Annotated in this window: 23 protein-coding genes and 1 other annotated feature; of the genes, 1 reads left to right on the top strand and 22 read right to left on the bottom strand. The window is 35.3% G+C overall.

The window, feature by feature from the left end:
• The first annotated feature begins 168 nt into the window (after window positions 1–168).
• Window positions 169–801: an endonuclease III gene (nth, locus tag DWX29_RS10585; protein ID WP_118565821.1), complete on the top strand. Its 633-nt coding sequence runs from the start codon at window positions 169–171 to the stop codon at window positions 799–801.
• 132 nt (window positions 802–933) lie between these two features.
• Here nth and DWX29_RS10580 read toward each other — a convergent pair whose 3' ends face one another.
• The 22 genes from DWX29_RS10580 to DWX29_RS10470 all read right to left on the bottom strand — a co-directional run bounded on the left by DWX29_RS10580 (window position 934) and on the right by DWX29_RS10470 (window position 24623).
• The gene (locus DWX29_RS10580; RefSeq protein ID WP_022087852.1) at window positions 934–1428 is read right to left on the bottom strand and encodes a dihydrofolate reductase; all 495 of its coding nucleotides are present in this window, start codon (window positions 1426–1428) and stop codon (window positions 934–936) included.
• Window positions 1429–1454: 26 nt separating this feature from the next.
• Complete coding sequence (gene thyA, locus DWX29_RS10575) at window positions 1455–2303, bottom strand: thymidylate synthase (RefSeq protein ID WP_118565820.1); 849 nt, start codon at window positions 2301–2303, stop codon at window positions 1455–1457.
• Between the two features lie 115 nt (window positions 2304–2418).
• Window positions 2419–2874: a low molecular weight protein-tyrosine-phosphatase gene (locus DWX29_RS10570; protein ID WP_118565824.1), complete on the bottom strand. Its 456-nt coding sequence runs from the start codon at window positions 2872–2874 to the stop codon at window positions 2419–2421.
• 179 nt (window positions 2875–3053) lie between these two features.
• On the bottom strand, window positions 3054–4253 hold the full coding sequence (locus DWX29_RS10565) for a site-specific integrase (protein WP_117900527.1): 1200 nt from the start codon (window positions 4251–4253) through the stop codon (window positions 3054–3056).
• 134 nt (window positions 4254–4387) lie between these two features.
• Complete coding sequence (locus DWX29_RS10560) at window positions 4388–4597, bottom strand: excisionase (RefSeq protein ID WP_004844954.1); 210 nt, start codon at window positions 4595–4597, stop codon at window positions 4388–4390.
• Window positions 4594–5409, bottom strand: a complete 816-nt coding sequence (locus DWX29_RS10555) for an ATP-binding protein (RefSeq protein WP_109216668.1) — start codon at window positions 5407–5409, stop codon at window positions 4594–4596. The genes DWX29_RS10560 and DWX29_RS10555 overlap by 4 nt, the downstream gene beginning before the upstream one ends.
• Window positions 5409–5936, bottom strand: coding sequence for a replication initiator protein A (locus DWX29_RS10550; RefSeq protein WP_055218792.1), 528 nt, complete (start codon window positions 5934–5936; stop codon window positions 5409–5411). Before DWX29_RS10550 ends, DWX29_RS10555 begins: the two co-directional genes overlap by 1 nt.
• A 965-nt stretch (window positions 5937–6901) precedes the next feature.
• Window positions 6902–7927 (bottom strand): sensor histidine kinase, encoded by a 1026-nt coding sequence (locus DWX29_RS10535; RefSeq protein ID WP_117971063.1) that lies wholly within the window; start codon window positions 7925–7927, stop codon window positions 6902–6904.
• Window positions 7924–8601: a response regulator transcription factor gene (locus DWX29_RS10530; protein ID WP_033121503.1), complete on the bottom strand. Its 678-nt coding sequence runs from the start codon at window positions 8599–8601 to the stop codon at window positions 7924–7926. Before DWX29_RS10530 ends, DWX29_RS10535 begins: the two co-directional genes overlap by 4 nt.
• A gap of 19 nt (window positions 8602–8620) precedes the next feature.
• Complete coding sequence (locus DWX29_RS10525) at window positions 8621–10693, bottom strand: ABC transporter permease (RefSeq protein WP_118144834.1); 2073 nt, start codon at window positions 10691–10693, stop codon at window positions 8621–8623.
• Window positions 10683–11450, bottom strand: a complete 768-nt coding sequence (locus DWX29_RS10520) for an ABC transporter ATP-binding protein (protein WP_033121505.1) — start codon at window positions 11448–11450, stop codon at window positions 10683–10685. Before DWX29_RS10520 ends, DWX29_RS10525 begins: the two co-directional genes overlap by 11 nt.
• A gap of 641 nt (window positions 11451–12091) precedes the next feature.
• A complete protein-coding gene (locus DWX29_RS10515) occupies window positions 12092–12406 on the bottom strand; it encodes a tyrosine-type recombinase/integrase (protein ID WP_117909196.1) in 315 nt (104 codons plus the stop codon).
• 388 nt (window positions 12407–12794) lie between these two features.
• Entirely contained in the window at window positions 12795–15458 is a 2664-nt protein-coding gene (locus tag DWX29_RS10505) for a glycoside hydrolase family 16 protein (RefSeq protein ID WP_158574538.1), read from the bottom strand.
• 124 nt (window positions 15459–15582) lie between these two features.
• The gene (locus DWX29_RS10500) at window positions 15583–15753 is read right to left on the bottom strand and encodes an HNH endonuclease signature motif containing protein (RefSeq protein WP_243003013.1); all 171 of its coding nucleotides are present in this window, start codon (window positions 15751–15753) and stop codon (window positions 15583–15585) included.
• The gene (locus tag DWX29_RS13065) at window positions 15699–15833 is read right to left on the bottom strand and encodes a hypothetical protein (RefSeq protein ID WP_260978328.1); all 135 of its coding nucleotides are present in this window, start codon (window positions 15831–15833) and stop codon (window positions 15699–15701) included. The genes DWX29_RS10500 and DWX29_RS13065 overlap by 55 nt, the downstream gene beginning before the upstream one ends.
• Window positions 15834–16097: 264 nt before the next feature.
• Entirely contained in the window at window positions 16098–16964 is an 867-nt protein-coding gene (locus DWX29_RS12845; protein WP_260978324.1) for an IS3 family transposase, read from the bottom strand.
• Window positions 16965–17203: 239 nt separating this feature from the next.
• Window positions 17204–17677 (bottom strand): helix-turn-helix domain-containing protein, encoded by a 474-nt coding sequence (locus DWX29_RS12840; protein WP_199522669.1) that lies wholly within the window; start codon window positions 17675–17677, stop codon window positions 17204–17206.
• Window positions 17678–17784: 107 nt separating this feature from the next.
• Complete coding sequence (locus DWX29_RS10490) at window positions 17785–19485, bottom strand: carbon starvation CstA family protein (RefSeq protein WP_022089485.1); 1701 nt, start codon at window positions 19483–19485, stop codon at window positions 17785–17787.
• Window positions 19486–19564: 79 nt separating this feature from the next.
• Window positions 19565–19821, bottom strand: a binding site (T-box leader).
• A gap of 124 nt (window positions 19822–19945) precedes the next feature.
• Complete coding sequence (locus DWX29_RS10485) at window positions 19946–20692, bottom strand: copper homeostasis protein CutC (RefSeq protein WP_117909190.1); 747 nt, start codon at window positions 20690–20692, stop codon at window positions 19946–19948.
• A gap of 481 nt (window positions 20693–21173) precedes the next feature.
• Window positions 21174–21635 (bottom strand): Hsp20/alpha crystallin family protein, encoded by a 462-nt coding sequence (locus DWX29_RS10480; RefSeq protein WP_117909188.1) that lies wholly within the window; start codon window positions 21633–21635, stop codon window positions 21174–21176.
• Window positions 21636–21916: 281 nt separating this feature from the next.
• Window positions 21917–23266 carry a GHKL domain-containing protein gene (locus DWX29_RS10475; RefSeq protein WP_117909186.1) on the bottom strand — a complete coding sequence of 450 codons (1350 nt, stop codon included), beginning with the start codon at window positions 23264–23266 and terminating at the stop codon, window positions 21917–21919.
• Window positions 23267–23318: 52 nt separating this feature from the next.
• Complete coding sequence (locus tag DWX29_RS10470) at window positions 23319–24623, bottom strand: hypothetical protein (RefSeq protein WP_117909184.1); 1305 nt, start codon at window positions 24621–24623, stop codon at window positions 23319–23321.
• Window positions 24624–24677 lie beyond the last annotated feature (54 nt).

The raw sequence follows: 24677 nt of genomic DNA, 5'->3' as shown, positions 1-24677 counted from the left end.
TTGTAATAGTTTTCATATTTATAACAACTTTCGAATTTATAGCAACTTTCGAAATATAACAATTGAAATAATAACAACTCTGGGATAAACTATATTGTATTGTGAGGCTTAAAATTTTAACCCTCATAATAGTATTTATTTATACAAAACTGAAAGGATTTTTTGCAAATGAGAAAAAAAGATTTAGCTTTAGAAGTTATAGATAGATTAAAAAAATGTTATCCCGAATCAGATTGTACTCTTGATTACAATGAAGCTTGGAAGCTGTTAATCAGCGTTCGCCTTGCTGCCCAATGCACTGACGAAAGAGTTAACAAAATTGTTCCGAAGCTTTATGAAAAATTTCCTGACATTGAGTCATTAGCTAATGCTGATGTAGCCGAAATAACAGAAATAGTTAAACCATGTGGTCTGGGAAACAGCAAAGCCAGAGATATTAGTTTATGCATGAAAATGCTTAGAGATAAATATGATTGTAAAGTTCCTGATGATTTTGATGAATTATTAAAATTACCGGGCGTCGGACGAAAAAGTGCAAATCTTATTATGGGAGATGTTTTTGGAAAACCTGCTATTGTTACAGATACACATTGCATCCGTCTATGCAACAGAATTGGTCTTGTAGATAATATAAAAGACCCTAAAAAAGTCGAAATGGTCTTATGGAAAATTATTCCTCCCGAAGAAGGGAGTGATTTCTGCCACCGTCTTGTAGACCACGGTCGCGAAGTTTGTACCGCAAGAACTACTCCTCACTGCGATAAATGTTGTCTGAATGACATTTGCAAAAAAAGAATATAAATAAATTCCCTTTAATTAGCTTTTAAATTAGCCATATTAAAGGGAATTTTTAATATCTTATAGTTTATTATTTTGATGACGGGGTCAAAAATTCTAAGACCACATAATCCTGTTCAAATCTGTAGTACTAATTTATTTTTTTCTCTTATAAGTTCTAAAATAATATTCTATGTCAAAATAAGTACATTCATCACTTTCGTTAGCTATATACCATTCTTCTGTCAATTTATCGAGATTCGGTATAAATGTATCAGCACTGTATGAATTATCAATATAAGTTACATACGCTGTATCACAATATGGCAGCATTTGCTCATAAATGCTTCCGCCACCAATTACATATGCTTCTTTATCATTATATTTTTCAGCCTCTTTTACTGCTTCTTCAATACTATTTACAACAATTGCACCATCAGCCTTAAAATTAGCATCCTTTGTAATTACAATATTTACTCTATTCTTCAATGGCTTTCCATTCGGAAAACTGTTTAAAGTCTTTCTGCCCATAATAATTACATTTCCTGTAGTTGTTTCTCTAAAAAACTTCATATCATCAGGTATGCTTATAAGTAAATCATTTTTATATCCAATTGCCCAATTATTATCAACCGCAACTATTAAATTCATATGAAAACTCCTTTGCTATTTTCATTTTAAACTGCAACAGGAATATTTTTTATCTGTGGACCTGTTACATAATCATCTAATCTGAAATCATCAACTGTAAAATCATAAAAATTCTTAACTTCAGGATTAATCCAGAACTTTGGTGCCGGATGCTGTTCTCTTGCAATAAGTTCTTCAACGAGTGGAACGTGCTTATCATAAATGTGAGCATCTGCAATCACGTGTACTAATTCTCCTACTTCCATATCTGAAACCTGAGCAAACATATGAAGAAGAACCGCATACTGGCATACATTCCAGTTATTAGCAGTCAAAATATCCTGGGAGCGCTGGTTTAAGATACCATTTAACACCAATTTACCTGTTTTTTTATTTTTTGTAACATTAAATGTCATACTATAAGCACATGGATACAAATTCATTTCATGCAAATCCTGATGTACATAAATATTTGTCATTATTCTTCTGCTGTATGGATTATTTTTCAAATCATACAAAACTCTGTCTACCTGATCCATCATACCTTCTTTGTACTGATGCTTTACTCCGAGCTGATAGCCATACGCCTTTCCGATTGAGCCATTTTCATCAGCCCAGCTATCCCAGATATGACTGTTTAAATCATTTATATTATTAGACTTTTTCTGCCAAATCCATAAAATTTCATCGACACAATTTTTTAAATTTGTTTTTCTTAATGTAAGTGCAGGAAATTCTTTTTTCAAATCGTAACGGTTTACTACACCAAATTTCTTTATTGTGTAGGCATAACTTCCGTCGTCCCATTTTGGTCTTACTTTTTCACCTTTTGTATCTATTCCATTTTTCAATATGTCTGAACACATATCTACAAATACTTTATCTGCGTAACTCATATATTACGTATAATCCAATTATCTTCTTTTAAAGCTAATGGATTATTCTCCTTTCTGATTTTCTTACTATGGCATTATAACATTTGAATCGCAAATAATAAACCAATAAATTTTATTAGTCTATTCCAATTTCTTTTAAAAACCCTTTGCACCCCTTTAGTACATCATCATATGTTACATCAAAATCACCTGTATACCATGGGTCCGCTATATCCCCTGATTCTCCTGCAAATGATAATAATTTATATACTTTTCCTTCTAAATCATTCCCAATTATTCTGTTTATATTTCTTATATTTGCCGTATCCATTCCAATTATGTAATCAAATTCGTCATAATCCTGCTTCGTCATTCGTCTTGCCTTGTGATTTCCACATGGAATACCTACGCTTCTTAATTTATTTTTTGTACCCGGATGAACTCCGTTACCAATTTCTTCATAACTTGTAGCCGCTGAGTCTATGTAAAACTTATCGGCTACACCTTTTTTATTTACCATGTCCTGTAGGACGTATTGTGCCATTGTCGAGCGGCATATGTTGCCATGGCAAATGAATAGTATTTTTATCATTGTTGCATAACCTCGCATTTCTTAGTTTTTCTTGGTTTTTCGGGCTTTGTAAGCCTTTGTGAATTTTTCTTTTCTGGCATAACCTGGTTTATTTTCTCATAATATCGTCCGCAAAAGGTGTAAAATAAGGTGTATGTTTTTCCATTTTACACCTTGCTATTTTCAATTAAAAATCGTAATTACACAACCTGAATCCGGGCAACTTCTTCCCTGGCATCCTCAAGATTTACGTGCGTATATGTATTCAGCGTTACGCTGATGTCTGAGTGGCCCATCAAATATTGCAATGCTTTTGGATTCATTCCGGATTTTGCCATATTTGAGCAATAGGTATGCCGACATACATGAGGGGTGATGACAGGCATCTGTACTTTGTAAGTATTATTATACTTCTGAATGATGTGTTGAAAATAATGCTCCCAGTGCAGGGAATAACAGATACTTTCATTTTTATCAAAGTATAAGAATCCACTTTTTCCATCTACCATAGGTTCTGCTTTGGGCGGGTTTCGTTTTTCTATAATTTTCCGAAAACATTCCTCTACATCTGCAGTCATAGGTATCTTTCTTGTTCCGCTGGTTGTTTTAGTCTCTTGAATATAATATCCGATTTTTGATTTTTTCTGCAATTGATGATCGATGTTGATCGTATGCTCCTTGAAATCAATATCAGAAATCGTCAAACCACAAAATTCCGAGATGCGAAGGCCTGTTTTAAATAATATGTAAATTCCTTCATAATACCTGCAAAAATGAGGGTCTTCCTTCACAAACCGTAGGAACTTTCGTTCCTCAGCCCTGCTGATTGCCTCTCTTGTCACACTGTCATTCACAACCACTTCCATTAACTGAAACTGAAATGGATTTTTCCTGATCAGGTCATCATCCACTGCCAACTGAAATGCCGGACGAAGAACTCCTCGGATTGAATGGATGGAACTATAGCTTTTCTTTTCTACCTGCTGAAGATGTATCAGCCAACATTTTGCATCCGAAATCCGAACCGTATCAATCCTTCTTTTTCCAAATGGATCTTTCTTCAATAAATTGATAACTGTTCCGTATCCTGCAACTGTAGTAGGTCTGACACCGGTTTTTGTTGATATATATTTTTCAACCAGTTCCAGTACCGTCATATTTCCGCCATTTGTTGCAATCTGTTCAAAATGATCTGCCTGGATTTTCTTCTCCATCTCCCGAAGCGATAAAGCCCGGCACTTTCCTTTCGGAGTTGCATCGTTATGGTCTAAGCGCCAGCTATATACGCAGCGCTCCTTTCCCATCTCATCGACATACTTAAATCTATATCTGCCATCAGATAACTGTATTTCTCCATTGTGTAATATACGTCCTCTATGATCTCTCCTTTTTTCACTCATAATATTTCGTCTCCTTCATTAAATGCTCATTTAACTTGGAAGACCGTCTCGGTTTATTCATTATACCACAAGACCTTCTCTTCGCTAAGATAAAATGAACATTATTTTCATTACCATTTCTTCTATTCTGTCACTTAAACTGTACTGGCTGTGTCCAGATAATCTTCAAATAATTTTCTTTTGAACCGGATATGCGAACCAACTTCCAAAATAAAATCTGCTCCTTCATTTTCACCTGCGATTTGTCTCAATCTCTTTTCTCCAATTCCGTAATATTCTGCTGCTTCGGAAACATTTAAAGAATATTTCTTCCAAACAGGTATTGTTTTTTCTGTATGATTCATTCGCATTCCTCCTTCCCTCTGTTTGTGTTCAACAGCGTTTTCGCTTTCTCCATTTTCATACTTGCAATCGCTTCTCGTTTGCTTGTGCCTCCAACATACACGGGTGTACACATTTCTAAAATACGGTCATAGATACGCCTTTTATCCAACATGGTCTCGCTTTTTATTTCTTTCAGCGGAAGATTCGTTGTGATGATCAAAGGTCGTCCCGAACGGATCCTGCGGTCTATGACACTAAAAATAATTCCTAACGCATATTCTGAATTTCGTTCCACTCCAAGATCATCAATAATCAAAAGCTGATAAGACGCCAATGCATTGATATATTCCGTTTTGTCTGCCAGTGGAAATATATCATCAATAATGGTATTGAAATTTGTCATCTTTACCATTACTTCTTGCTTAAGAAGTTCATTGGCAATGCACCCCGCAATAAAACTTTTCCCGGTACCAACCGGTCCCCAGAACAAACAGCCTATATGATTTCTTTTCATTTCCTCCCAGTTATCAACATATTTTTTTGCTCTATGCATTACCGTATCTGACATATCTGCATTCTCAAATGTCCACTCTTCCATTCTGCTCTCGTCAAAACAGATGCTCGTATTTCTGCTGACTAATTCCCGGTGCTCTTTGTCTTTAAAATATTTTTGTTCTTCTTCATACGCTTTTCTGTCACAGGCACATTGCCTGGAATGTTTCTTCATCCCCATAAATCCACCCTCAGGAAAAAATGCTTCTTTCGCTTCCCCACAGACTTTACAGTATTGCAAACCATCACTGCCTACACATACAGTATCTTCTTCTCTCATCACAAACTCTCTCCTTCCCCATAGCAATAATTTACTTCATGATATTTATTTCTTTTATATTTCTCAGTTACTTTACTAGGTGCCACATTTCCGACTCCTGCACAGCCATTTTTACGACCAGATGAAGGTTGCTTTTCCGACTCTGTTGCAACCATCTTTTCAACCGCCTTATTCTCAACCAGCTGTAAACCAATCTCATCAGATGGAATTTTTACATATAAATGATTGGGTTTTGAAAAACCACCAGATCTGCGAACCAATAGTCCCACATCATCTAATTCCTTCAATGCTGTTTTTACAGAAGATTTACATTTGCCGATTTGAGCAGACAATTCCTCTATCGGAAAAATCAGATAAACATTTCCATACTTGTCTATCCAGCTATTCTTTCTCGATATCCGTGCCCGGTCATACAAAATCATATAAAGAAATTTTGCAGTTTGGGAAATGCGCAGTTTGAGCAAAAACTTCGGAAACTGGAAGTACTGAAGCATCTGCTCTGACTCCTTCATGTATTCATATTTCATTCTTTTCTCGCCTCGTTTCTGTTTCTAATTGTTGTAAAAATCATTTTTATACCGGCTCAAAAATGTCCTTACACATATTCAAAAGATGAAGGGCATAAATACAGGTTCTTGATAAAAATTTTTTAAATTTTTCCTGTCCAAAATACCCTTACATAAAACGAAACGCTGAGAGGCATTTTTACAGCCCCCTAATGAAATTTTTTTAATTTTTTTGATTAATTGAATATTTGAAAACAAAAAAACACTCACCTATTCCAGATGAATGCCTTATCAAAATTTCCTTATTTTGTTGTCTATGACGCTTATTCAGATATGCCTGCATATCTGCTAAAATGTAATTGCCAGCAATTATATTTTCACGTGGGTATGGGGACGTAATCCCCATCAAGTCTGCCACTCGTAAGTAATACAATATTGTCAAAATGACAATACTGTAATACACGGGTGGATCTTGCTCTGGTTGTAACGTATGAATTCATACAATAATAGGCCCAAATGGGCACTTTCACCATTTGAGCCTATATATTATTGATAGCTTAAAAAATAGCTGTCTAGACGGTATGTTTTTAACGTAGAATTGATTTTATGGAAGACAAGGCATGGAATGCTTTGTACCTTTAATGGAAAAATTTAATGATATTTACCATGTACAAAAAAGAAACGGCAGATAAAAAACATCACACGAATCCTTATCGTGCTGTAAACTATATAAGAGATGAGAACGGAAATCCTATATGCCCTAATGGACGTAAATTTCTTTTCAAACGAAAACAACATGTAAGATATAAAAAATATGGACGTACAGAAGAAATCTATCCAAGCTTATTAAGTGTACCCTTTTTACATAAAACAGTGACGATTTTCAAAAAACATATATTAATGTAAAGAAACGCCAGAACCAGCATTTGTCGGAACTAGCGTTTCTTTAGCAGAGACTTATTTTACAGCCCCGTTTTTTGCTTATATTATTTTCCTCCGTTGGATTTCAATTTTGGAAAGAAGATGACTATCTTAAAGCCCTTTTCCCACGGGGAAGCAGCTTCCAGACGAAGGTTTAGATCGTCAGCCATCTTCTTAACCAGGTAAAGCCCTATACCGGTAGCTTTCTTTCTGCTGTCAGTAGAATCCCCGGTAAAGCCCTTTTGAAAAATATACGGCAGATCATATTTTTTTACACCGATGCCATTATCCTCAACTGAAAGGACATCTGCGATCTCCGAATGTATCATAGAGATTGTTAGCATGGGACTATCGCTGCTATATTTTATGGCATTGCTCACGATCTGTCCCAACATAAACTGAAGCCCTCTACGGTCTGTATAGACTGTTTCAGATTGCAGTTTATTGATAATTACAAACTGCTTTTCTTCCAGAAGTGGGGCATAGTCCTCCAGAACTTCCCCCAAGCAGTCATTCAAATTGATATCCTTAAACTGATAATCCTTTGTACTGCTCTTTAACCGGGCATAGTATAACATCTGAGTGACATCCTCCTGAAGCTGACTGCGGACATAATCCAGTTTTGCTTGCAGGGGAGGAGATATTTCGTCGCTCCGATTATCCAGGAGCATGGTCAACAACGATAGGGGCGTTTTCGCTTCATGTGCCCAGCCCTCCACATATTCTTCATAGTCCTGTAGGGCATCTGCCATACTGTTACTCTCAGTTTTGTGTTCCTGTAAAACTGATGCCAGAAGCCGGATAGATTCTCCTTCTTCCCGGCTGATGGCACTGAGCAGCCGTTCCTCGTTGCAGATGGTAGGATCACTGAGGAAATCCCGGAACAGCTCTCGGCGGGTAGTCTCCCGCTTGTTTAGTACAAACAGAATCACTGAAAACAAAAGGAGGCTTGTCAGAACTACTAACCCAATCAAGGTTTGAAATGCCTGAATGTCAGAAATCCAAAGAATGATAGCACAAAAGCAATCCACGCCCAACAGCAACAATAGCCAGGGGTAGTATCGCTCTGTTATGCGCCAAAGCTGCTTCATGGAGCCACCCCCGTTTCCAGACGATAGCCCATCCCACGAACCGCAACGATTCGCTGCTTCATCTCAAGACCGGACATCGTCTTTTTCAGCCTGGTCAGATTAACCTGCAAGGCATTTTCGTCTATGTATTCCGTGGTTCCCCATAGTGCTATGCAAAGTTGCTCCGTCGTGACCAGAGCATCGCCGCCGGACAAAAGAGCAACCAACAGTTTTCCCTGATTTTTTGGAAGCACGACAGAGGTATTATGAATATAAAGCGTGTAGGTCTGCTGGTCTAACAGGAAATCTGGTCCCTCTATGAGATTGGTACGGCCTTCATACCTTTTGAGAATATTGGATACCCTGGCAAGAAGTCGATCTTTTCTGCACGGCTTCGTCAAATATTCATCGGCACCCAAGTGGAACGCTTGCAGTTCATCCTTTACCTGATCTCTGGAAGTTAGTACCAGGACGGGGATAGCGGTTTTATTCTTTAGTTCCTGGCAGATTTGAAAGCCACTGATCTCCGGCAAATTCAGGTCTAAGATCACAAGGTCAGGACGGAGGGCTGCCAGGAGCCGAGCGGCATCTTCAAACTCGGTGATTGCCTCCGCAAGATACCCGTCCTTTTGGAGCATATTGCAGAGTTCTTCCCGCATATAGACTTCATCTTCCACAACAGCAATTCTTTTCACGACAGCACCTCCTTCCAAATTATTCTTCTCTCTGTGGCTGCATCAGTGTCAGCAAATACCGATCGCTGGAGCGCTTGACCACTCTCATATAAATATATTCTATCACGCAAAGCAGCAAAATCATAGCAGCAGATACAAACATCATTTCAGCCACTGTCCCACGGGTTCGGGACGAGAGTATCCCTGTAAATAACGCCCTGACTCCAAACAAACTGCTGACAGCCGCAACCAATACAGGAAGTCCCATAAACCAGGTAATTTGCTTTCCAGCAGACTGGCAAAGGGTTTCGTAAGTAGCTCCCAGGCGGATCAGAGTCTGGTATCTGCGCCCGGTTTTCTGCTGACTCATCAGGAACTGAACACCCACGATGGTGTTGGCAACTACCAGGAAAACAATCGCAAGATAGAGGGTAATATAACTGGATGCTATGGTGTAGAAAAGCTGACGACCCATATTCTGAAGATAGCTTTCATATTCAATGTCAATTTCGTCCAGCTTCTCGTTCAAATCCAAATATGCAGTCATAAGGCTATTTCCATTCAGAGCTTGCTCACTGAGCACCGCATTGACATAGGTATCATACATTCCCTGACTATAATATAGGAATGCTTCATCCGGAAGAATCAATGCAAAGGACAAGGTTATAGAACGGTCCGTGACCAAATTCACAGACTGAACCTCTCCTGTAAGATGAATCGGACTACCATCCAGTTCCACCTTGGGCTGCCCGGCCAATACTTGGTTCAGCATTGCGGTACGGCTTGCCGTAGTAAACTCTGTATCAATATAGACAGTGGCCTCCTTTTCGCCTAATTGGAGAGCCGGATTGCCGGACAATTCCAACAAACGATTATAGTCCGATAAACAAATCAAATATGGGTATGTGGCATAACCAAGATTGTTCAGAAGGACATCCCGGTCTTCCGACTGGGGCAGGCTCCGAAGAGAGTCCATAACAGCGTCCATGCTGTAGGCATTATCATAATCTTCTGTGGTGCGAATACGCCCAACCCTCATTTCAAAAAGCTCTGAAAATTGATTTTCCAAACTGTTTTCTTTCAGGACTGCCTTTATATTCGGAAGAACCTGCGATGAATCTTCTGCAGTATGATCTTCAAAAGTATAGTCGATTACATGGCCAGAAGACAGGTTATTCGTTCCTGCAATTCCTACGCCCGCACCAAAACAACACAGCGCCGCCAGAATCAGCAGGGAGCTGATGGCCATGGAGTTTGACTGATGAATGACATTCTCCTGAATCTGCCGGAAGGTAAATACATGAAGCTGCTTATTTCCTTTTCCTTTCTTAACAATCAAAGCAATCAGCGCACGCATCCCATAGAAAAGCAGCATCGTACCAACTATGCCCAACAGCAAAGTCAGTCCCATCATACTTACCTTTGTCCATGCAATTCCCTGAATCGCCATGTAGTAAGCCACTGCCAACATCACACTTCCGCATATAGCAGCCAGTCCATAGATAACAGATGGCATTTGCTTTTTGGGGCGGTTCGTTGGCTGGGATAGCAAAGTACCGATCTCCTGGCGGCTGATTCGTCCACTCAAAATCAGAAGTGCCGTCAGCTTAATTGCCAGAAATCCTGCCAGCGTCCATTCAATCGCAGACCAGGATAAAGAAAACTGATGACCGATGATCCCCATGCCTACCAGCTTGGCGGTGACAAGACTGACAATTTCTGAAAGCACCACAGCCACAGGTAAGCCTATGAGCATGGCAAGAATACTGGTCAGGAAATCTTCCGCCAGAAGCATACCAAACAGTTTACTTCTACGCATCCCCAACATTAGATAAACACCAAACTCATGCCGTCTGCGCTCGAACTGATACTTGCAGGCAAAATAGATCAAAAAGAACAGAATACCGAGGGTCATCCCATAAAACGCAGGAATCAGAAGCAGGAGTTTGTCAACTGCGTCACTCTCCATTTTCTGCAAAAAGAGCATCACATCTTGAGTGGAGATGGAAAGAATCATGTAAAAGGCAACAATAGAAATCACCAGGGAGCTGAAAAACAGACCGTTTTCCTTTCGGCTGCGGCGGCTGTTCCGAAGAATGAGATTAGAGAACATTTGCGCTGCCCCCTCCCAGTTGCGCCATCACCTTCAGGATGCGCCCGTAGAACTCCTGCTGGCTTTCGTCTCCACGCCGAAGCTCATGAAAGATCACGCCATCCTGGATGAACAGGATGCGCTTACAGAAGCTGGCGGCATTGGAATCATGGGTTACCATCAGGATCGTAGCTTGTTCGTCACGATTCAGGCCGGACAGCTTCTCCATAAGACTTCTTGCGTTCTTAGAATCCAGCGCACCCGTCGGTTCATCGGCAAGGATCATTTGGGGATGTAAGATCAGAGCCCTTGCTGCCGCAACACGCTGACGCTGGCCGCCGGACATCTTGGACGGAAACTTATCCAGAACATCAGTGATTTCCAGATAGTCAGCCAACTGCTTCAGCCGCTGGCTGCTTTCTGCTTCGGATACCCCATGCAAGGAAGTCGGGAGCAGGATGTTTTCCCTGCCAGTCAGGTTGTCCAGCAATTCAAAGTTCTGGAATAGATAACCAACTTTTTTGCCACGGTACTCTGCAAGAGCCTTTCCCTTGAGGGATTGCAGAGTATCGCCTTCCACCTGAATGCTCCCACCGGTGGGCTGAATCACAGTTGCAATACAGTTGAGAAGCGTGGATTTACCGGAACCACTGCTTCCCATAATGCCGAGAAACTCTCCCGGCATCACCTGGAAGGTGATCCCATTCAGTGCCTTTGTTTGACTTGGCACATTGCCATAGATTTTTGTTAAATTTTCAATATTCAAAATGGGTTTCATGTGAATACCTCCTATCCATTTCTGGGTAAATGATAGCACAGAAGCACAATAAATAACACTTACAGTCGCTGTAAGGATTCTGTTCCTGTTTTCAGAACAAGAATGACGCATCAAGCGGAATAAGTATATGTTTTGTAAAAACGTCGGGTGACAATGAAAAAATATACTGGACTACCGGATTGGCTAACTTGCATTTCTTTGTCAATTCTGGTAACCGCTTCAAACATGGAAGTTTCTGTTCTTACTTTTATTATACTCAATCAATAAAATCAACACGGTTCAGCAAATTTTAATTATTTCCAATATGACAAAATTGCTTCCTGTTATATTTATCTATTTCTTTATTTCTCTATTATTCCGATCCGGTCTTCCAAAGGTATAAATAAGGTGTAAATTATTCGTCAATCATCAAAAAATCCTTTAAAGCCTAGGCTTTCACAGCATCCATTAAACACTGCCGTGGCAGATGAATAGGATTTTTGTCATAATTTCTTATTTCCTTTCAAATGTTCTCATATGCCGATTAATACAGGCTTTATAAGAAATATATTATATATTTTTTCTTTGCAAAAACTTGTATAACTCAGCATTTTATAATATTTAAATGAAGTAAAAATTGAAGTAAACCTCTTTCTTTTACCTCAAAGGTTATTTCCAGCAACTCTTTTCATTTCATCAGCAGCTTCATCAAAACCCAAATGTGTGTATGTATCTAATGTAACTGAGATATCAGAGTGTCCCATTATATACTGCAATGTTTTTGGATTCATTCTAGCTGCTGCCATCCTGCTACAAAATCTATGTCTACATACATGAGGTGTCACATTAGGCATTTGAACTCTATAGACTTTATTATATTTTTCACATATGCGATTAAAATACTTTTCCCAATGTAATGCTACTAAGGGCTTACCATTTTTATCCAGAATTAGGAATCCTGTATAGCCATCAATCATTGGCTCAATCTTTACCTTCTTCCTTTAATGTATCTACACTCTTTTCTGCTTTTTTCTTTTCTACCAGCCATTCAAAGCAACCAAGTTCTGAATATTTTTTATAATGATCATATCCTACATCATGTAACAGATAATAGTCGAAATATTCTACACCTGTTTTACGTAACTGCTCATTGAAAATATTGTCTGCTTCATTTTAGTTTTTAAGTGGTAATCTCATCAAGCCAAAACCTAACTTTTTCTGATTCATAATACCCTCCTGGTTTTCTCAAAATATTGCTTTTATTTTAATTGTTTACGGGCAAAATAGCAATAGACCGTTATACATAAAACTTCATCATTATAATGAAATTTTTATAATATAACGGTCTACTTTATTTTTTAATTATTATTTCTTTAAAATTCTAACTTTTTTAGGTTTTGACCACTTCTTGCAGCCAACGGCTCTAACTCGTACAAAAAGTTCCTTTCTCTTTTCAAATGCTTTTTTAGAAATTGTTACTTTTTTATATTTCTTTACTGTCTTTGTTACAATAACTGATGTAAACTTTTTATTCTCAGAAACCTGTACCTGATATCTTTTAGCACCTTTAACTTTTCTAAATGAAAGCCTGATTTTCTTTGCATTTTTCTTCTTTGTTGCTTTCTTTACAACTGTTGTTTTTAATGCTTTGTTTGGAGTCTTTTTCTGTGTTTTCTTTGTTGTTGGAGAGGCTGTTGTTCCTTCAGGTTTTGTTTCACCTGAAGCTGTTGTTCCCTCATGTTTTGTTTCACTTGGATTTTTTGTTCCCTCAGGTTTTGTTTCACTTGGATTTGTTGTTTCTGGAGTAACCGGCGTTACACCTTTCCCAATCTTATAATCTCCATAAAGACCATCCTTTGCTCCATTTGTAGAAACTCCTGCATTATTGTCTGCCTTCTCGTCTTCTCCTGCCTTAACCATACGCTGGTAAACACGAACATAATCAACTAACATTGTTCCTGATGTAAAACTGCTGTCAGGTACATAACCACTGTCAAATGTTCCACCTGCTGCAAGATTTAAAATAAGGTAAAATCTCTGGTCAAACGGTGCATATGCATTTCCTCTGTCTGAGCCTGAATACCACTCACCATATGTACATTTGAAATAGCATTTGCCATCACAGTAAATCTTAATATTTTCAGCATCCCACTGAACACTGTATACATGCCAGTCGTCAATGCCTGTCTTTTTATTACCGTCTCGTGTTATGTTAAATGCATCTGATGTATTAATATTATTTGGCCACTGTGCACCATAATGTAATGTACCAAATACCATATTTGGTGTTCTTCCACGTCCTTCAAATACATCTATTTCACCTGATAATGGCCATGAACCATAACGTGAGTCATTTGGAAGCATCCACATAGCAGGCCATATGCCTGTACCTGTAGGCATTTTTGCTCTGAAATCAACTCGTCCGTATTTCACTGAGAATTTATCTTTTGTTGTAATCTTTCCTGATGAATACTGAGCAGTTGCTTTCTTAGATGGATCACCTTTTTCTGTAAATACCTTTGACTGCTTTTTCATAAGAATATTTAATGCACCATCTTTTACTGATACATTGTCTCTTGTGTAGTATTCAAGTTCCTGATTTCCCCAACCGGCTGTGTTAATATCGTCTTCTTTAAGTAAGAATCCTTCATCATATGACCACTTGCTTGTGTCAAGAGATGCACCATCAAATTCATCATTGAAAATCATCTTCCAACCTGCCGGTGTATATGCATTTGAATTGTCATTTACTTTAATATCTGACATATCTGATGGAAGTGTTGGCTTATAAGATGTATTTCCTTTAATTGTATACAATACATAGTTATTACTTGCATCTCCACCTTTTTTACCATCAATAGGATATGTGACTTTTATTTCTGTATCCTGTCTTACAGGCTGGAGCCAAAGTCCATAAACATGATCAACAAAATAACCCCACTGACTGCTTAGTGAATATTTGTTGTAACCACTTCCTTCATATACCCATCCACAGGCTGCAACATCTGTAAGTGGAATCCACTTTCCATCTACCTTAACTTCGTATTTAAATAAATCCAAATCATCTTTTATAGCTTCTGTTCCACCAATTTTTGGAAGTGGAATACCAACTGATGCTGTACCACTTGTGCTTGCATCGTATGATGTGCCATTATATGCTGTGATTTTGTAATTTGATCTGGTTGGCTTTGTATATGTAACTTTTACATCCTGATGTACATTTGGATTTGACTTTGATGCAAATCTTAATGTAAATGACCAACTGATATTTGTAAACCAATATCCACCATCACCATCTGAGTAATATCCAAAGTTCTGATCCCACAGAAATCCTGATGCTGCATTGCCTAAAAACTGAACAAATCCTTTTCCGTCATTGTTGTCTACTGTAATGTTAACATCATCCTGAATCTGTTCATACTTGATACTCTTGTCTCCATTAAATGTCCATGCTCCCCAATGTGTAGCTGAACCACCTGTTGTATCTGCCTGAATATTTGTTTCTGTTGTAGAAATACTTGTAAGCTTATACTTTGAAAGTTTGTTAAGTTCCAATTTGTAATCAAGATTTATGTTATTTGTTTTTCCATGGAAACGGAAATATGTTGTTTCTGTAAGTTTCATCCAGCAAATCCAGCCACCCCATGACTGATATTCCCATGCCCAAGTGTCATTCCACTTGAAGTAACTTACATCTTCAATTTTCTTCCATTCACCATTTGTTCCGTTTTCCTGTTTAACATAAACCTGAATGTCTTTTTCCACATCTGCAATGGAAAGTTCACTACTGGCTTTTCCGTTAAACTTTGGCATTACAAATCCATAGCTGACTGTACCAACTCCTGAATGTGTAATTGTTGGTCCAGCATTTGTTGAATAATAATCCATTGATGAAACAACTTCTGCCGCTGCTCCCTTTACATCACTACCTGAAAAAATTACTCCTGCTGAAGTAAGCAACAATGCCAGAGACATTACAACAGAAATTAATTTTTTCATAGTTTTTCCCATACTAAAAAATTCTTTCATAATACTTCCTTTCTTTTCCCTTACGGAAATAATCTCGCTATACTGCCTTTTAATTATATGAATATTCATTTTTTCTTTAAATGGTCTGTATTTTTATATGATATTCAAATTTTATAAAAACGTTTTAATTATTATAATAACTTTTTACTTTCCTTTTAGTTGCTCCAAACAAATCTTTTGGGGTATCTCTTAAACTAGCTTGCTTAGAACGATTACAATGCTTACAAATACATTGTAAATTTAATACGGAATCTCTTCCACCATATTTCTGTGGAATAATGTGGTCAATATCCATATCACCTTTTCTGAAACTACGTCCACACTTAATACATTTATACCAACCATTGTTGTTATCATATGCATCATTTTTATCAAAATAATTGCTTCTATAACCCCTATCTTCTCTCCTTTCTGCTTGTTTTTACTCTGTGGCTAAACTTTTTTATAGTTTTGGATTATTATACTACAGCTATAAAAATATTACAATTATATATCATATAATATGAGGTGATTTCATGAAGGATATTGATTTCGATTCTATTGGCAAGAAATTAAAAGAAATGGTGTGCTACCTGTCAATAGGACAATAAAAAATAATAAATTTTTGTATCGTCAGCCGATTTACGGCTGGCGATATTTTTAAGCTACTTTTATATATTGATTATGATATTCCATTGGTGTCATCACATTTAACTTTCTTTGTAATCGTTGGTTATTGTAGTAATTAATGTAATCGGTTATAGCTGCAATTAAGGCAGTTCTATCATTGAAATGTTGGCAGTAATACATCTCTCGCTTTAGAATCCCCCAAAATCCTTCCATCGGTCCATTATCAATACAATGGGCGACTCTTGACATGCTTTGTTTCATATGATGTTTCTTTAATCTGGTACGGAACTGCGCACTTGTATATTGAAATCCACGATCAGAGTGGAAGAGTGGATGTGCATCAGGTTCCAAGCGAACTGCTTCATCAAAAGTATCCATAACTAATGGATTATCATTATGGTCACTTATTTTAAAAGTTACAATTCTTCGATCGTATAAATCTAAAATGGCACTCAAATATATCTTGTGGACTTCATTTCCAATGTAATATTTAAACTCGGACACATCAGTGAGCCATTTCTCGTTCGGCTTATCCGCATGAAAATCTCGATGCAAATAGTTTTTTGCAATGTGATCGGGATTCCGGTCTCCTCTGGTACAGCTTTTGGGTTTCCATTTAATATTTGACTTTATATCATATTTTCTACAGATGCGGAGAACTCGTTTATCATTCACATGAATTCCTTTGTGTCCATCTAATTCATCTCGGATTCTACGATATCCCATATCCGGATGTTCTTTATGTATCTTTTGAATTTCAACAGATAACGTTTCATTCTGCAATTCATTATTGCTTTCCGGATGCTTTAGCCAGTTATAGTATGCAGAGCGTGTAATATTAAGATACTTACAAAGTTTATCTATAGGATATCTCTTGTCAGAGGATAATTCTTTGATTGCCTTATATGCAGCTAAACGGTGAACTAAAGATAACGGTCCCTCCTTTCCAGTTCTCTGACTTTTTTTAACAGATTATTTTCCATTTGTAAATCAAGATTTTTTCTTTCGAGTTCAGCGATTCTATCACGTAATTCTTCCTCAGGTGTACGACTTGGTAATGATCCGACTCGTCTACCACGGCGGTCTTCCAGACCTTTACTTTCCATTTTTTCGTACCGTTTTACCCAGTTACGAACTTATTGACAAGAACATTGATATTTCAAAGCCATTGCTCCATAATTCTTATCATTTGTCAGGCATTCCATAACTATTTTTAATCGCTCATCAAGAGTCGTTGATTTTGCTTTTTTCATGCAAGCACCTCCAGTGGATGTTTTTAATATTCCACCAGAATTATACACCTTAATCCACTTTAAAAGTTGTGTATGTGAACGGATTCCATATTTTGAGCAAATATCATCAAGAGAACCTGCTCCATTAAGATAATCATTTACCGCAGATATTTTTAGTGTTTTTGAGTAACTCTTGTTTTTGGGCTGATTAAGTAAACCTGCTGGTCCATTGCATTGGTATATAGAAATACATTTTCTAATACTTTGGGAGGCAACTCCAAGTTTTTTACTTGCCTGACTCAGTCCAATCTCTCCATCAAAATATTGCTCAACTATTTTTACTTTTACTATTGGATCTATTTTGCTTTTTCTGGACATAAAAATACCCCCATATAGGACTTTTATATTTTATTGTCCTATATGAGGGTAGCATATCATTCTATCATTTTAATACGACAGTCTTTATAACTTACTTACATCTCATTTTATGCAACTTCTTTTTCTTCATTCTTTTCAAATAACTTCTTTACACCCTGTACGGCAACAATTACACCAAGGATTAAAAGTAATACTGCAAAGATTAACTGTAATGTATTTCCAAGTGATAATCCTGTTGTAGCAAATGCTCCACTTAATTTGTAAATTGTCATTCCAAGGGCTGTAAATGTAACTGCCATCATAAAGAACATTGGTACCCATAACATCCAACCCTGACGTTTTGTTTTCTTTAAGAATACTGCACAAGCTACTAAAGCAAGTACTGATAACAACTGGTTTGCTGAACCAAATAATGGCCAAATTTCTGCATAACCAACTTTTGCAAGTAAGAATGCAAGAACTAATGTAATAACTGTAGCAAAATACTTATTTGTTACTACCTTCTGGAATGGTGTCATATTATCATCAGTTACTCCTTCATCTAAGAAGAATTCCTGGAATGAAAGACGACCAATTCTTGCAACTGAGTCAAGTGATGTTAAAGCAAAAGCTGAAACAGCAAGGTTAATTAATGTAAATACTAAATTATGTGGTAAACCAACTGCTGATAAGAAGTTTGCAATTGCACCTGCAAAAATCTGTGGCTGTGTTGTTAAGCCCTGTGCTGCTGCTTCTCCTTTTGCAAATGAAGCAACTGCGATTAATGCGATTACACCAAGCATACTTTCCATAAGCATTGCACCAAATGATACAGGTAACATATTCTTTTCATTTTTAATTTGCTTTGAAGCTGTTCCTGATGAAACAAGTGAATGGAAACCTGATACGGCACCACATGCTATTGTTACAAATAAAATTGGGAACATATACTGTCCATCTACGTTGAAACTTGTAAATGCCTGTAAGTTACATGAAGGATTTGAAACAAATATACCTACAACTGCACCTACAATCATAAAAATTAATAAATAACTGTTTAAATAATCTCTAGGCTGCAATAATGCCCATACAGGAACTACACTGGCAATAAATATATAAGCGAATATAAAAAGATGCCATGTTTCTCTTGTTAAATAAACAGGGAAGTTTAAACCAATTACTACTGCTACTACTAACATTGCAATTGCTATTACTGTATTTACCCATTTATTTAATTTTGCATATTTTAAAATCATTCCAAGTGCTACTGCTTCAAAAATAAATAAAATTGAAGTCATTGCTACTGCACCGTTTGCTGAGATTTTTTCTACTGCCTGTCCTGCAACTTCAGGTACTGTAAATCCGTTAAATGTTCCAGCTACAACATCTGCAAATGCTGCAACTACTAAAATACAGAATAACCAACAGAAAAGTAAAAATAATTTCTTTCCTAATTTTCCAATATATTCTTCAATTATGTAACCAATTGTACGACCTTTGTTTTTAACTGATGCATACATTGATGCAAAATCCTGAACAGCTCCGAAGAACACACCACCTACAAGCAACCATAATAAAACAGGAAGCCAACCAAAAACTGCTGCCTGAATAGGTCCATTAATAGGACCCGCACCTGCTATTGATGCAAACTGATGTCCAAATACCACATTTGTATCCGCCGGTACATAATCAACTCCATCCTGTAATTCATATGCCGGAGTTTTTGCATTAGGGTCAATGCCCCATTTGTTTTGAAGGTAACGACCATAAAGAAGATACGCTCCTCCAAGTACTACAATCGCAATTACCATCATTAAGATTCCATTCATTTGTATTACCTCTCTTTTGTTATTATTTAGCTAGTTTATTCTTTTATTACAAAAGAAAAAGCCTTCATTGTCTTACGACAACAAAGGCGAAAATATCAATTTCGTGGTACCACTTTGTTTGAAATAATTATCACTAATTAAAACCACTTATCACTGTCACATCCAACAGCTTCTTCTGTAACGTGAAGACTACGTCTCTGCCTACTCACTATAAAAAGTTTTGGGAGAGATGCTCCAGGGTGATGTTACAACAATTCTTTTCTTCCGATTCTCAGCTACCTCGGTTCTCTGTAATCAAGACACTTTATTGCAATGTATCCCTTTCTACGCAACTAACTATTACTTTTTACAAATTCTGTTTTATCACTTATTGTTAAATCATGCAACAATAAATTTATTATTTTTCTACAATTTAATTATTTAAACTATGTGCAAATTATTTGTATAATTATATTAAGCATTATTTTAATAATTTTAACATTTCAGCTGTTTTTCTTATATTTTTTTCGTCTGTTCTATAAATTTCATATTCACTTAACCCGGAAATTCCCATATTAACATCATCATTTCGATATTCCATTTTGCTGTTTTCTACAACCTTACCTGTCATATGAAAGCTTTTTGCCCCGGTTATTTTAGCTATTTCCATAATATTATCTGAATTTACACCTGCACCAACTAAAATCTCTATACCACTTGATCTTTCAACTAGTTTTTTAATTAACTTTGCACCTTCAATACAACTATTTTTTTGTCCTGAAGTCAATATTGTATCTACGCCTAATTTTCTAGCGGTCTCAAATGCTTCAAATGGATTTTTGCACATATCATATGCTCTATGAAGAGTAACTCTGCATCCTGTTGCCATATTCATAATTTCCTTCATATATGCCTCATTCAAACTTCCATCAGGATTAAGACAACCTATAACAATGGCATTTGCTCCTTCTCTTGCAAATTTTTCACTTTGTCTGCACATTATCTCAAATTCCGATTCTGTATAGCAAAAATCTCCAAATCTTGGTCTTATCATAACATTTATTGGAATTTGAATTTTATTTCTTATTATTTTAAATAACTCTAAATCAGGCGTTGTTCCTCCTATAATAATATTTGAACATAATTCAATTCTGGTTGCCCCTCCATTAGTTGCCGCAATAGCTGATTCTACAGAATCCACGCATACTTCTAACACATAGTGATTCATTCTTTTTTCCTCTTTTTATAATATATTTATTTTTATTCATGACTATTATTAAAAACAGTTATCAAAACGGAACAATTTTTGTATTCCTTAAGTTTTACATCTTCGTCAATATATCTATTATACATAAAAGACAGCATATATACTATGCGTATTTAAATAATTACGCTTCTAAATGTTTATCCTAATTTCTTCCATATTATTCGATATAAACTATATTATCTTACATACTCTTCTATTAAATTGAAATCATTTATTTTCATATTTTTACTGTTCATTGCAAAATAATCGCCTTTTGCATTAATATTTTTGCTATACCATAATGGATATTTCCATTGAAAGCTACTATTTGAAAATTTAATATTTTCACTCTACGTATAACTAATTTATGGCATATAAAAACTCCCTTCACGCATCGGCAAAGGGAGTTTTATTCAAATCATCTTCTGATGATTCATCTTCTGATGATTCATCTTATGCTATTTTATCCTTCAATAGCAATGTATTTACTTTTTGGTTCTATCTTCTCCTGTTCTTTTGGAACATTGAATGATAAAATACCATTTTCATATTTAGGGTGTATATCTTCGACTGTTACATTATCACCTACATAAAAGCTTCTGCTCAAACTTCCTGCATAACGTTCACGTCTTACATATTTACCCTTCTTATCTTTCTCATCCTTATCAAGACCTTTAGCGGCGCTGATTGTTAACATACCATCTTCCAGTTTCATCTGGATTTCGTCCTTTTTAAATCCCGGAAGGTCTATATCTACCTCATATCCGTTTTCAGTATCTTTTACATCTGTTTTCATCAAATTCTTTGCATGTTTACCATACAATTCTTTTCCTGCATCAGCAAATGCCGGGAATGCAAAATCATCTGTAAAATCATTCATAAAATCATCAAATAAGTTTTCTCCAAAAATACTAGGCATCATCATAAGTCATATCTCCTTTCAAATCAGATATAAAAATTATATTTGCACTATCGGAGAAATCCGAGGTGTAGTTTTTATATTGTAAACTAAGGTTTTGGTTAAACACTTGGATTTTTACTGATTGCTGAATCATCATTCACTAAAAACAATTACCTGAATTATCATTCATTAATCTTTAAATCCTTATCTTTTAACTCTCTTCCTTTGTTCTGACTACGTTATAACTCGTTTTATTAGCACTGTCAAGAGGTGAGTGCTAATTTTTTTGTGAAGATTTTGTGAACTTATATTACCATCTCTGTATAATATCTATTTTCCATAACATACACCTTAATTTTTCCGTTGTACTTCTTAACAATATCATATATAATAGCCTGTCCCATTCCATGTTCCTGCTTGTTTTTCTTAGTTGTATCACCAATTGTAATCGGACTTTGTTTTAAAGTTTTATTATTAATTTTAATTTCAAGCACTTCCATATTACATTTACAATAAAATTCAATTTCCCCTTGTTTTAATTTTTTACTTTCTTCTATCGCATTGTCAAATAGGTTTGCTATTATTGCTATTAAATCAATTTCACTTACTAAAATCTGTTCATTTACATCAGCTTCAATTTTTATATTAATTTCATTTTGCCCGCATTGTCTTACTTTATTTTCAATAACTGAATTAATCAATATGTTATTACAATAATTATACAAATTATTATCGCTAATCATTGGCATTTCGCAAATGCCTTTTTCAAAAGAATCAATTTCATTATTTTGGCTTAATAACGTTCTGATTTCTTTCATTTTAATCTCAATATCACGTTTAATCTTTTCGGTATTTTCCATCTGATATTTAAGTGTCCGATAATATTCCTTCATTACTGTATTTTCTATATTTAAAATTTTATTTTCCTGTGCTATTCTTTTTTCATTTTTCTTGCGGATTATCCAAGATACACTATACATAATTAAAATAGCTGTGCAAATTCTAAAAACATATAAAACAATAACAAACATGATTTCTTTAGTCACAAAAGATTTCGCAGAATTAACAAAAAACGCATACATATCAAAAACAATCAATAGCATCCACCATATAATAGGATACTTTATTCTCTTTTCATAAAAGTTTCCAAAGCATTTCTTTATAATTGTTGTCATTATAAAAATTTCAAATATAGATATTAATAATGCGACAATTGCTATTATAATGTTTTTACTATCCATATTTGTTTTTACAAAATAAGGTAGCATATCATTCTTTCCACCGGTTATCACAACCGTAGGCATAACTATAAATGCAATTCCAAATGTCTCGACAATAAAATTTGCTAACATAATTTTTAAATATGGTTTACCTGTGAGTAATTTTAATAGGGCAAAAAATATCAATATGTATATTCCATTAATAATAGTTATTGTATTAGTCTCATCTTGCGTAAGTATGTGTGTATATTTATAAAACACAATTGTCAAATTAAGAAAAAATAATTTCATTAAAATAATGCAAAACAATTTTAATCTTTTATCTTTTTGTACCCCAAGTAATATTTTAATTGCATAATATGTTGCAATACTTACCAGCAATTCTAAAACTGCTGCATTTATCATATTTATAACTAATTCTTTTCCGCTATACATTAATCTACCTTTTCATTTGTATTATATTTTATTTTCAAAATACAATCTTTCTTTAAATAATAACCGTAATCTCATTTGCTCCATTCAAATATTTATCATCAAATACTCCCTGGTATTTCTCTGTAATTTCTTTTATTACACTAATTTTCATCTTATCTTTATTTTTATTAAAATTACCATCAAATTTAATGCAGATTAAGAAATTATTTTTTTCTTTAGAGCATTTAAAATCTAAATTTTTCACATTTGTAACTTCACTATTTTCTATTACTAAATCAAATATATTTGAGAGTAACGCCACTAAATCCATTTCAGAAATTTGTTTGGCATCAAAATTTCCTACTTTAATTTTAATATTAATTCCCTGATTTTCACATTGCTCTCTTCTATTTACAAATATTGCATTTATAACAGGATTTCCGCAATAATCTATCGTTTTAAGATTATTATATTGTTCCTCAATTTGTCCTACATATTTTAAAATATCCTGCTTACTTCTTTTAGATGTTTGTATGTCTTTTATCAAATTCATGTGCTTTTCAATATCATGTCTAAACTTTCTTGTTCTTTCCATCTGAAATTTTAATGTATTATAGTATTCTTTCATAACTGCATTTTCAATACTTAAAATCTGATTTTCCTTCTTTATCTGTTTTTCTTTTTGCAAACGCATAAACCATGAAACTGCATATAACACAGAAAACATTATTATAATCATAATAATATTCATTGCAATAAAGATAGTACTTCCACTTTGAATAGCTGTTGTAGTTAATCCGCTTATGGTAAATATCAATACAATAATCCACCAAAATATTCTATGTTTTATTTCACTTTTAAAATAATCATCAAAAAACCTTTTAAGCACATATTTTTCTATTGCAATCAATACAATCATTATCACTAATACTGTTGCAAAGGTAATTATATTATTTAAACTCAATTCTAATGTTATAAGAGTTCTTTGTTTTTTCCCAAGTATATGAGCTATTATTGTAATTGGGCTAAATGATATAACAATAGATATTATCTGTGCTATCATGTCTGAAATAAATATTTCCAAATATTTTTTCTTTGTTATCACTTTTAATGTACAAAAATAAATCAGAGTATTTATTCCCTGAAGCATCAAAATAATGCACTTACTATTAACAGAGTCATCTCCAAAATATGTATAATACATTATTGTTAAATTAAAAGTAAGCATACTAGCAAAGAATATTGGTAAAAAAATTCTTCTTTTGCTTTTCTCTATTCCAAGTAAAATCACGAAACTATAGTACATTGCAAAAATCAAAAAGATTTCATAAAACCCGCCATTTATCAATGTTATGATTACATCATTTGTTTTTTCCATAATATCTCCCTGTTGTTCGTTTAATATTTTCTGCCTTTGTAAATACTAATACCA

The sequence above is a fragment of the Eubacterium sp. AF19-12LB genome (assembly GCF_003479125.1).
In the GTDB taxonomy this organism is placed as follows: Bacteria; Bacillota; Clostridia; order Lachnospirales; family Lachnospiraceae; genus Eubacterium_U; species Eubacterium_U album.
This window is presented reverse-complemented; position numbering and strand designations above follow the sequence as displayed.

Bases quoted from the DNA above. Each gene is read 5' to 3' on its own strand.
- DWX29_RS10580 (WP_022087852.1), bottom strand. From the start codon at position 1,428: ATGAATTTAATAGTTGCGGTTGATAATAATTGGGCAATTGGATATAAA.
- DWX29_RS10565 (WP_117900527.1), bottom strand. From the start codon at position 4,253: ATGAGTGAAAAAAGGAGAGATCATAGAGGACGTATATTACACAATGGA.
- DWX29_RS10475 (WP_117909186.1), bottom strand. From the start codon at position 23,266: ATGTATAGCGGAAAAGAATTAGTTATAAATATGATAAATGCAGCAGTT.
- DWX29_RS10515 (WP_117909196.1), bottom strand. From the start codon at position 12,406: ATGATTGATGGCTATACAGGATTCCTAATTCTGGATAAAAATGGTAAG.
- DWX29_RS10550 (WP_055218792.1), bottom strand. From the start codon at position 5,936: ATGAAATATGAATACATGAAGGAGTCAGAGCAGATGCTTCAGTACTTC.
- DWX29_RS10555 (WP_109216668.1), bottom strand. From the start codon at position 5,409: ATGAGAGAAGAAGATACTGTATGTGTAGGCAGTGATGGTTTGCAATAC.
- thyA (WP_118565820.1), bottom strand. From the start codon at position 2,303: ATGAGTTACGCAGATAAAGTATTTGTAGATATGTGTTCAGACATATTG.
- DWX29_RS10505 (WP_158574538.1), bottom strand. From the start codon at position 15,458: ATGAAAGAATTTTTTAGTATGGGAAAAACTATGAAAAAATTAATTTCT.
- nth (WP_118565821.1), top strand. From the start codon at position 169: ATGAGAAAAAAAGATTTAGCTTTAGAAGTTATAGATAGATTAAAAAAA.
- DWX29_RS10535 (WP_117971063.1), bottom strand. From the start codon at position 7,927: ATGAAGCAGCTTTGGCGCATAACAGAGCGATACTACCCCTGGCTATTG.
- DWX29_RS10570 (WP_118565824.1), bottom strand. From the start codon at position 2,874: ATGATAAAAATACTATTCATTTGCCATGGCAACATATGCCGCTCGACA.
- DWX29_RS10480 (WP_117909188.1), bottom strand. From the start codon at position 21,635: ATGATGATGCCTAGTATTTTTGGAGAAAACTTATTTGATGATTTTATG.
- DWX29_RS12840 (WP_199522669.1), bottom strand. From the start codon at position 17,677: ATGTCCAGAAAAAGCAAAATAGATCCAATAGTAAAAGTAAAAATAGTT.
- DWX29_RS10485 (WP_117909190.1), bottom strand. From the start codon at position 20,692: ATGAATCACTATGTGTTAGAAGTATGCGTGGATTCTGTAGAATCAGCT.
- DWX29_RS10490 (WP_022089485.1), bottom strand. From the start codon at position 19,485: ATGAATGGAATCTTAATGATGGTAATTGCGATTGTAGTACTTGGAGGA.
- DWX29_RS10525 (WP_118144834.1), bottom strand. From the start codon at position 10,693: ATGTTCTCTAATCTCATTCTTCGGAACAGCCGCCGCAGCCGAAAGGAA.
- DWX29_RS10520 (WP_033121505.1), bottom strand. From the start codon at position 11,450: ATGAAACCCATTTTGAATATTGAAAATTTAACAAAAATCTATGGCAAT.
- DWX29_RS10560 (WP_004844954.1), bottom strand. From the start codon at position 4,597: ATGAATCATACAGAAAAAACAATACCTGTTTGGAAGAAATATTCTTTA.
- DWX29_RS10500 (WP_243003013.1), bottom strand. From the start codon at position 15,753: ATGGATATTGACCACATTATTCCACAGAAATATGGTGGAAGAGATTCC.
- DWX29_RS10470 (WP_117909184.1), bottom strand. From the start codon at position 24,623: ATGGAAAAAACAAATGATGTAATCATAACATTGATAAATGGCGGGTTT.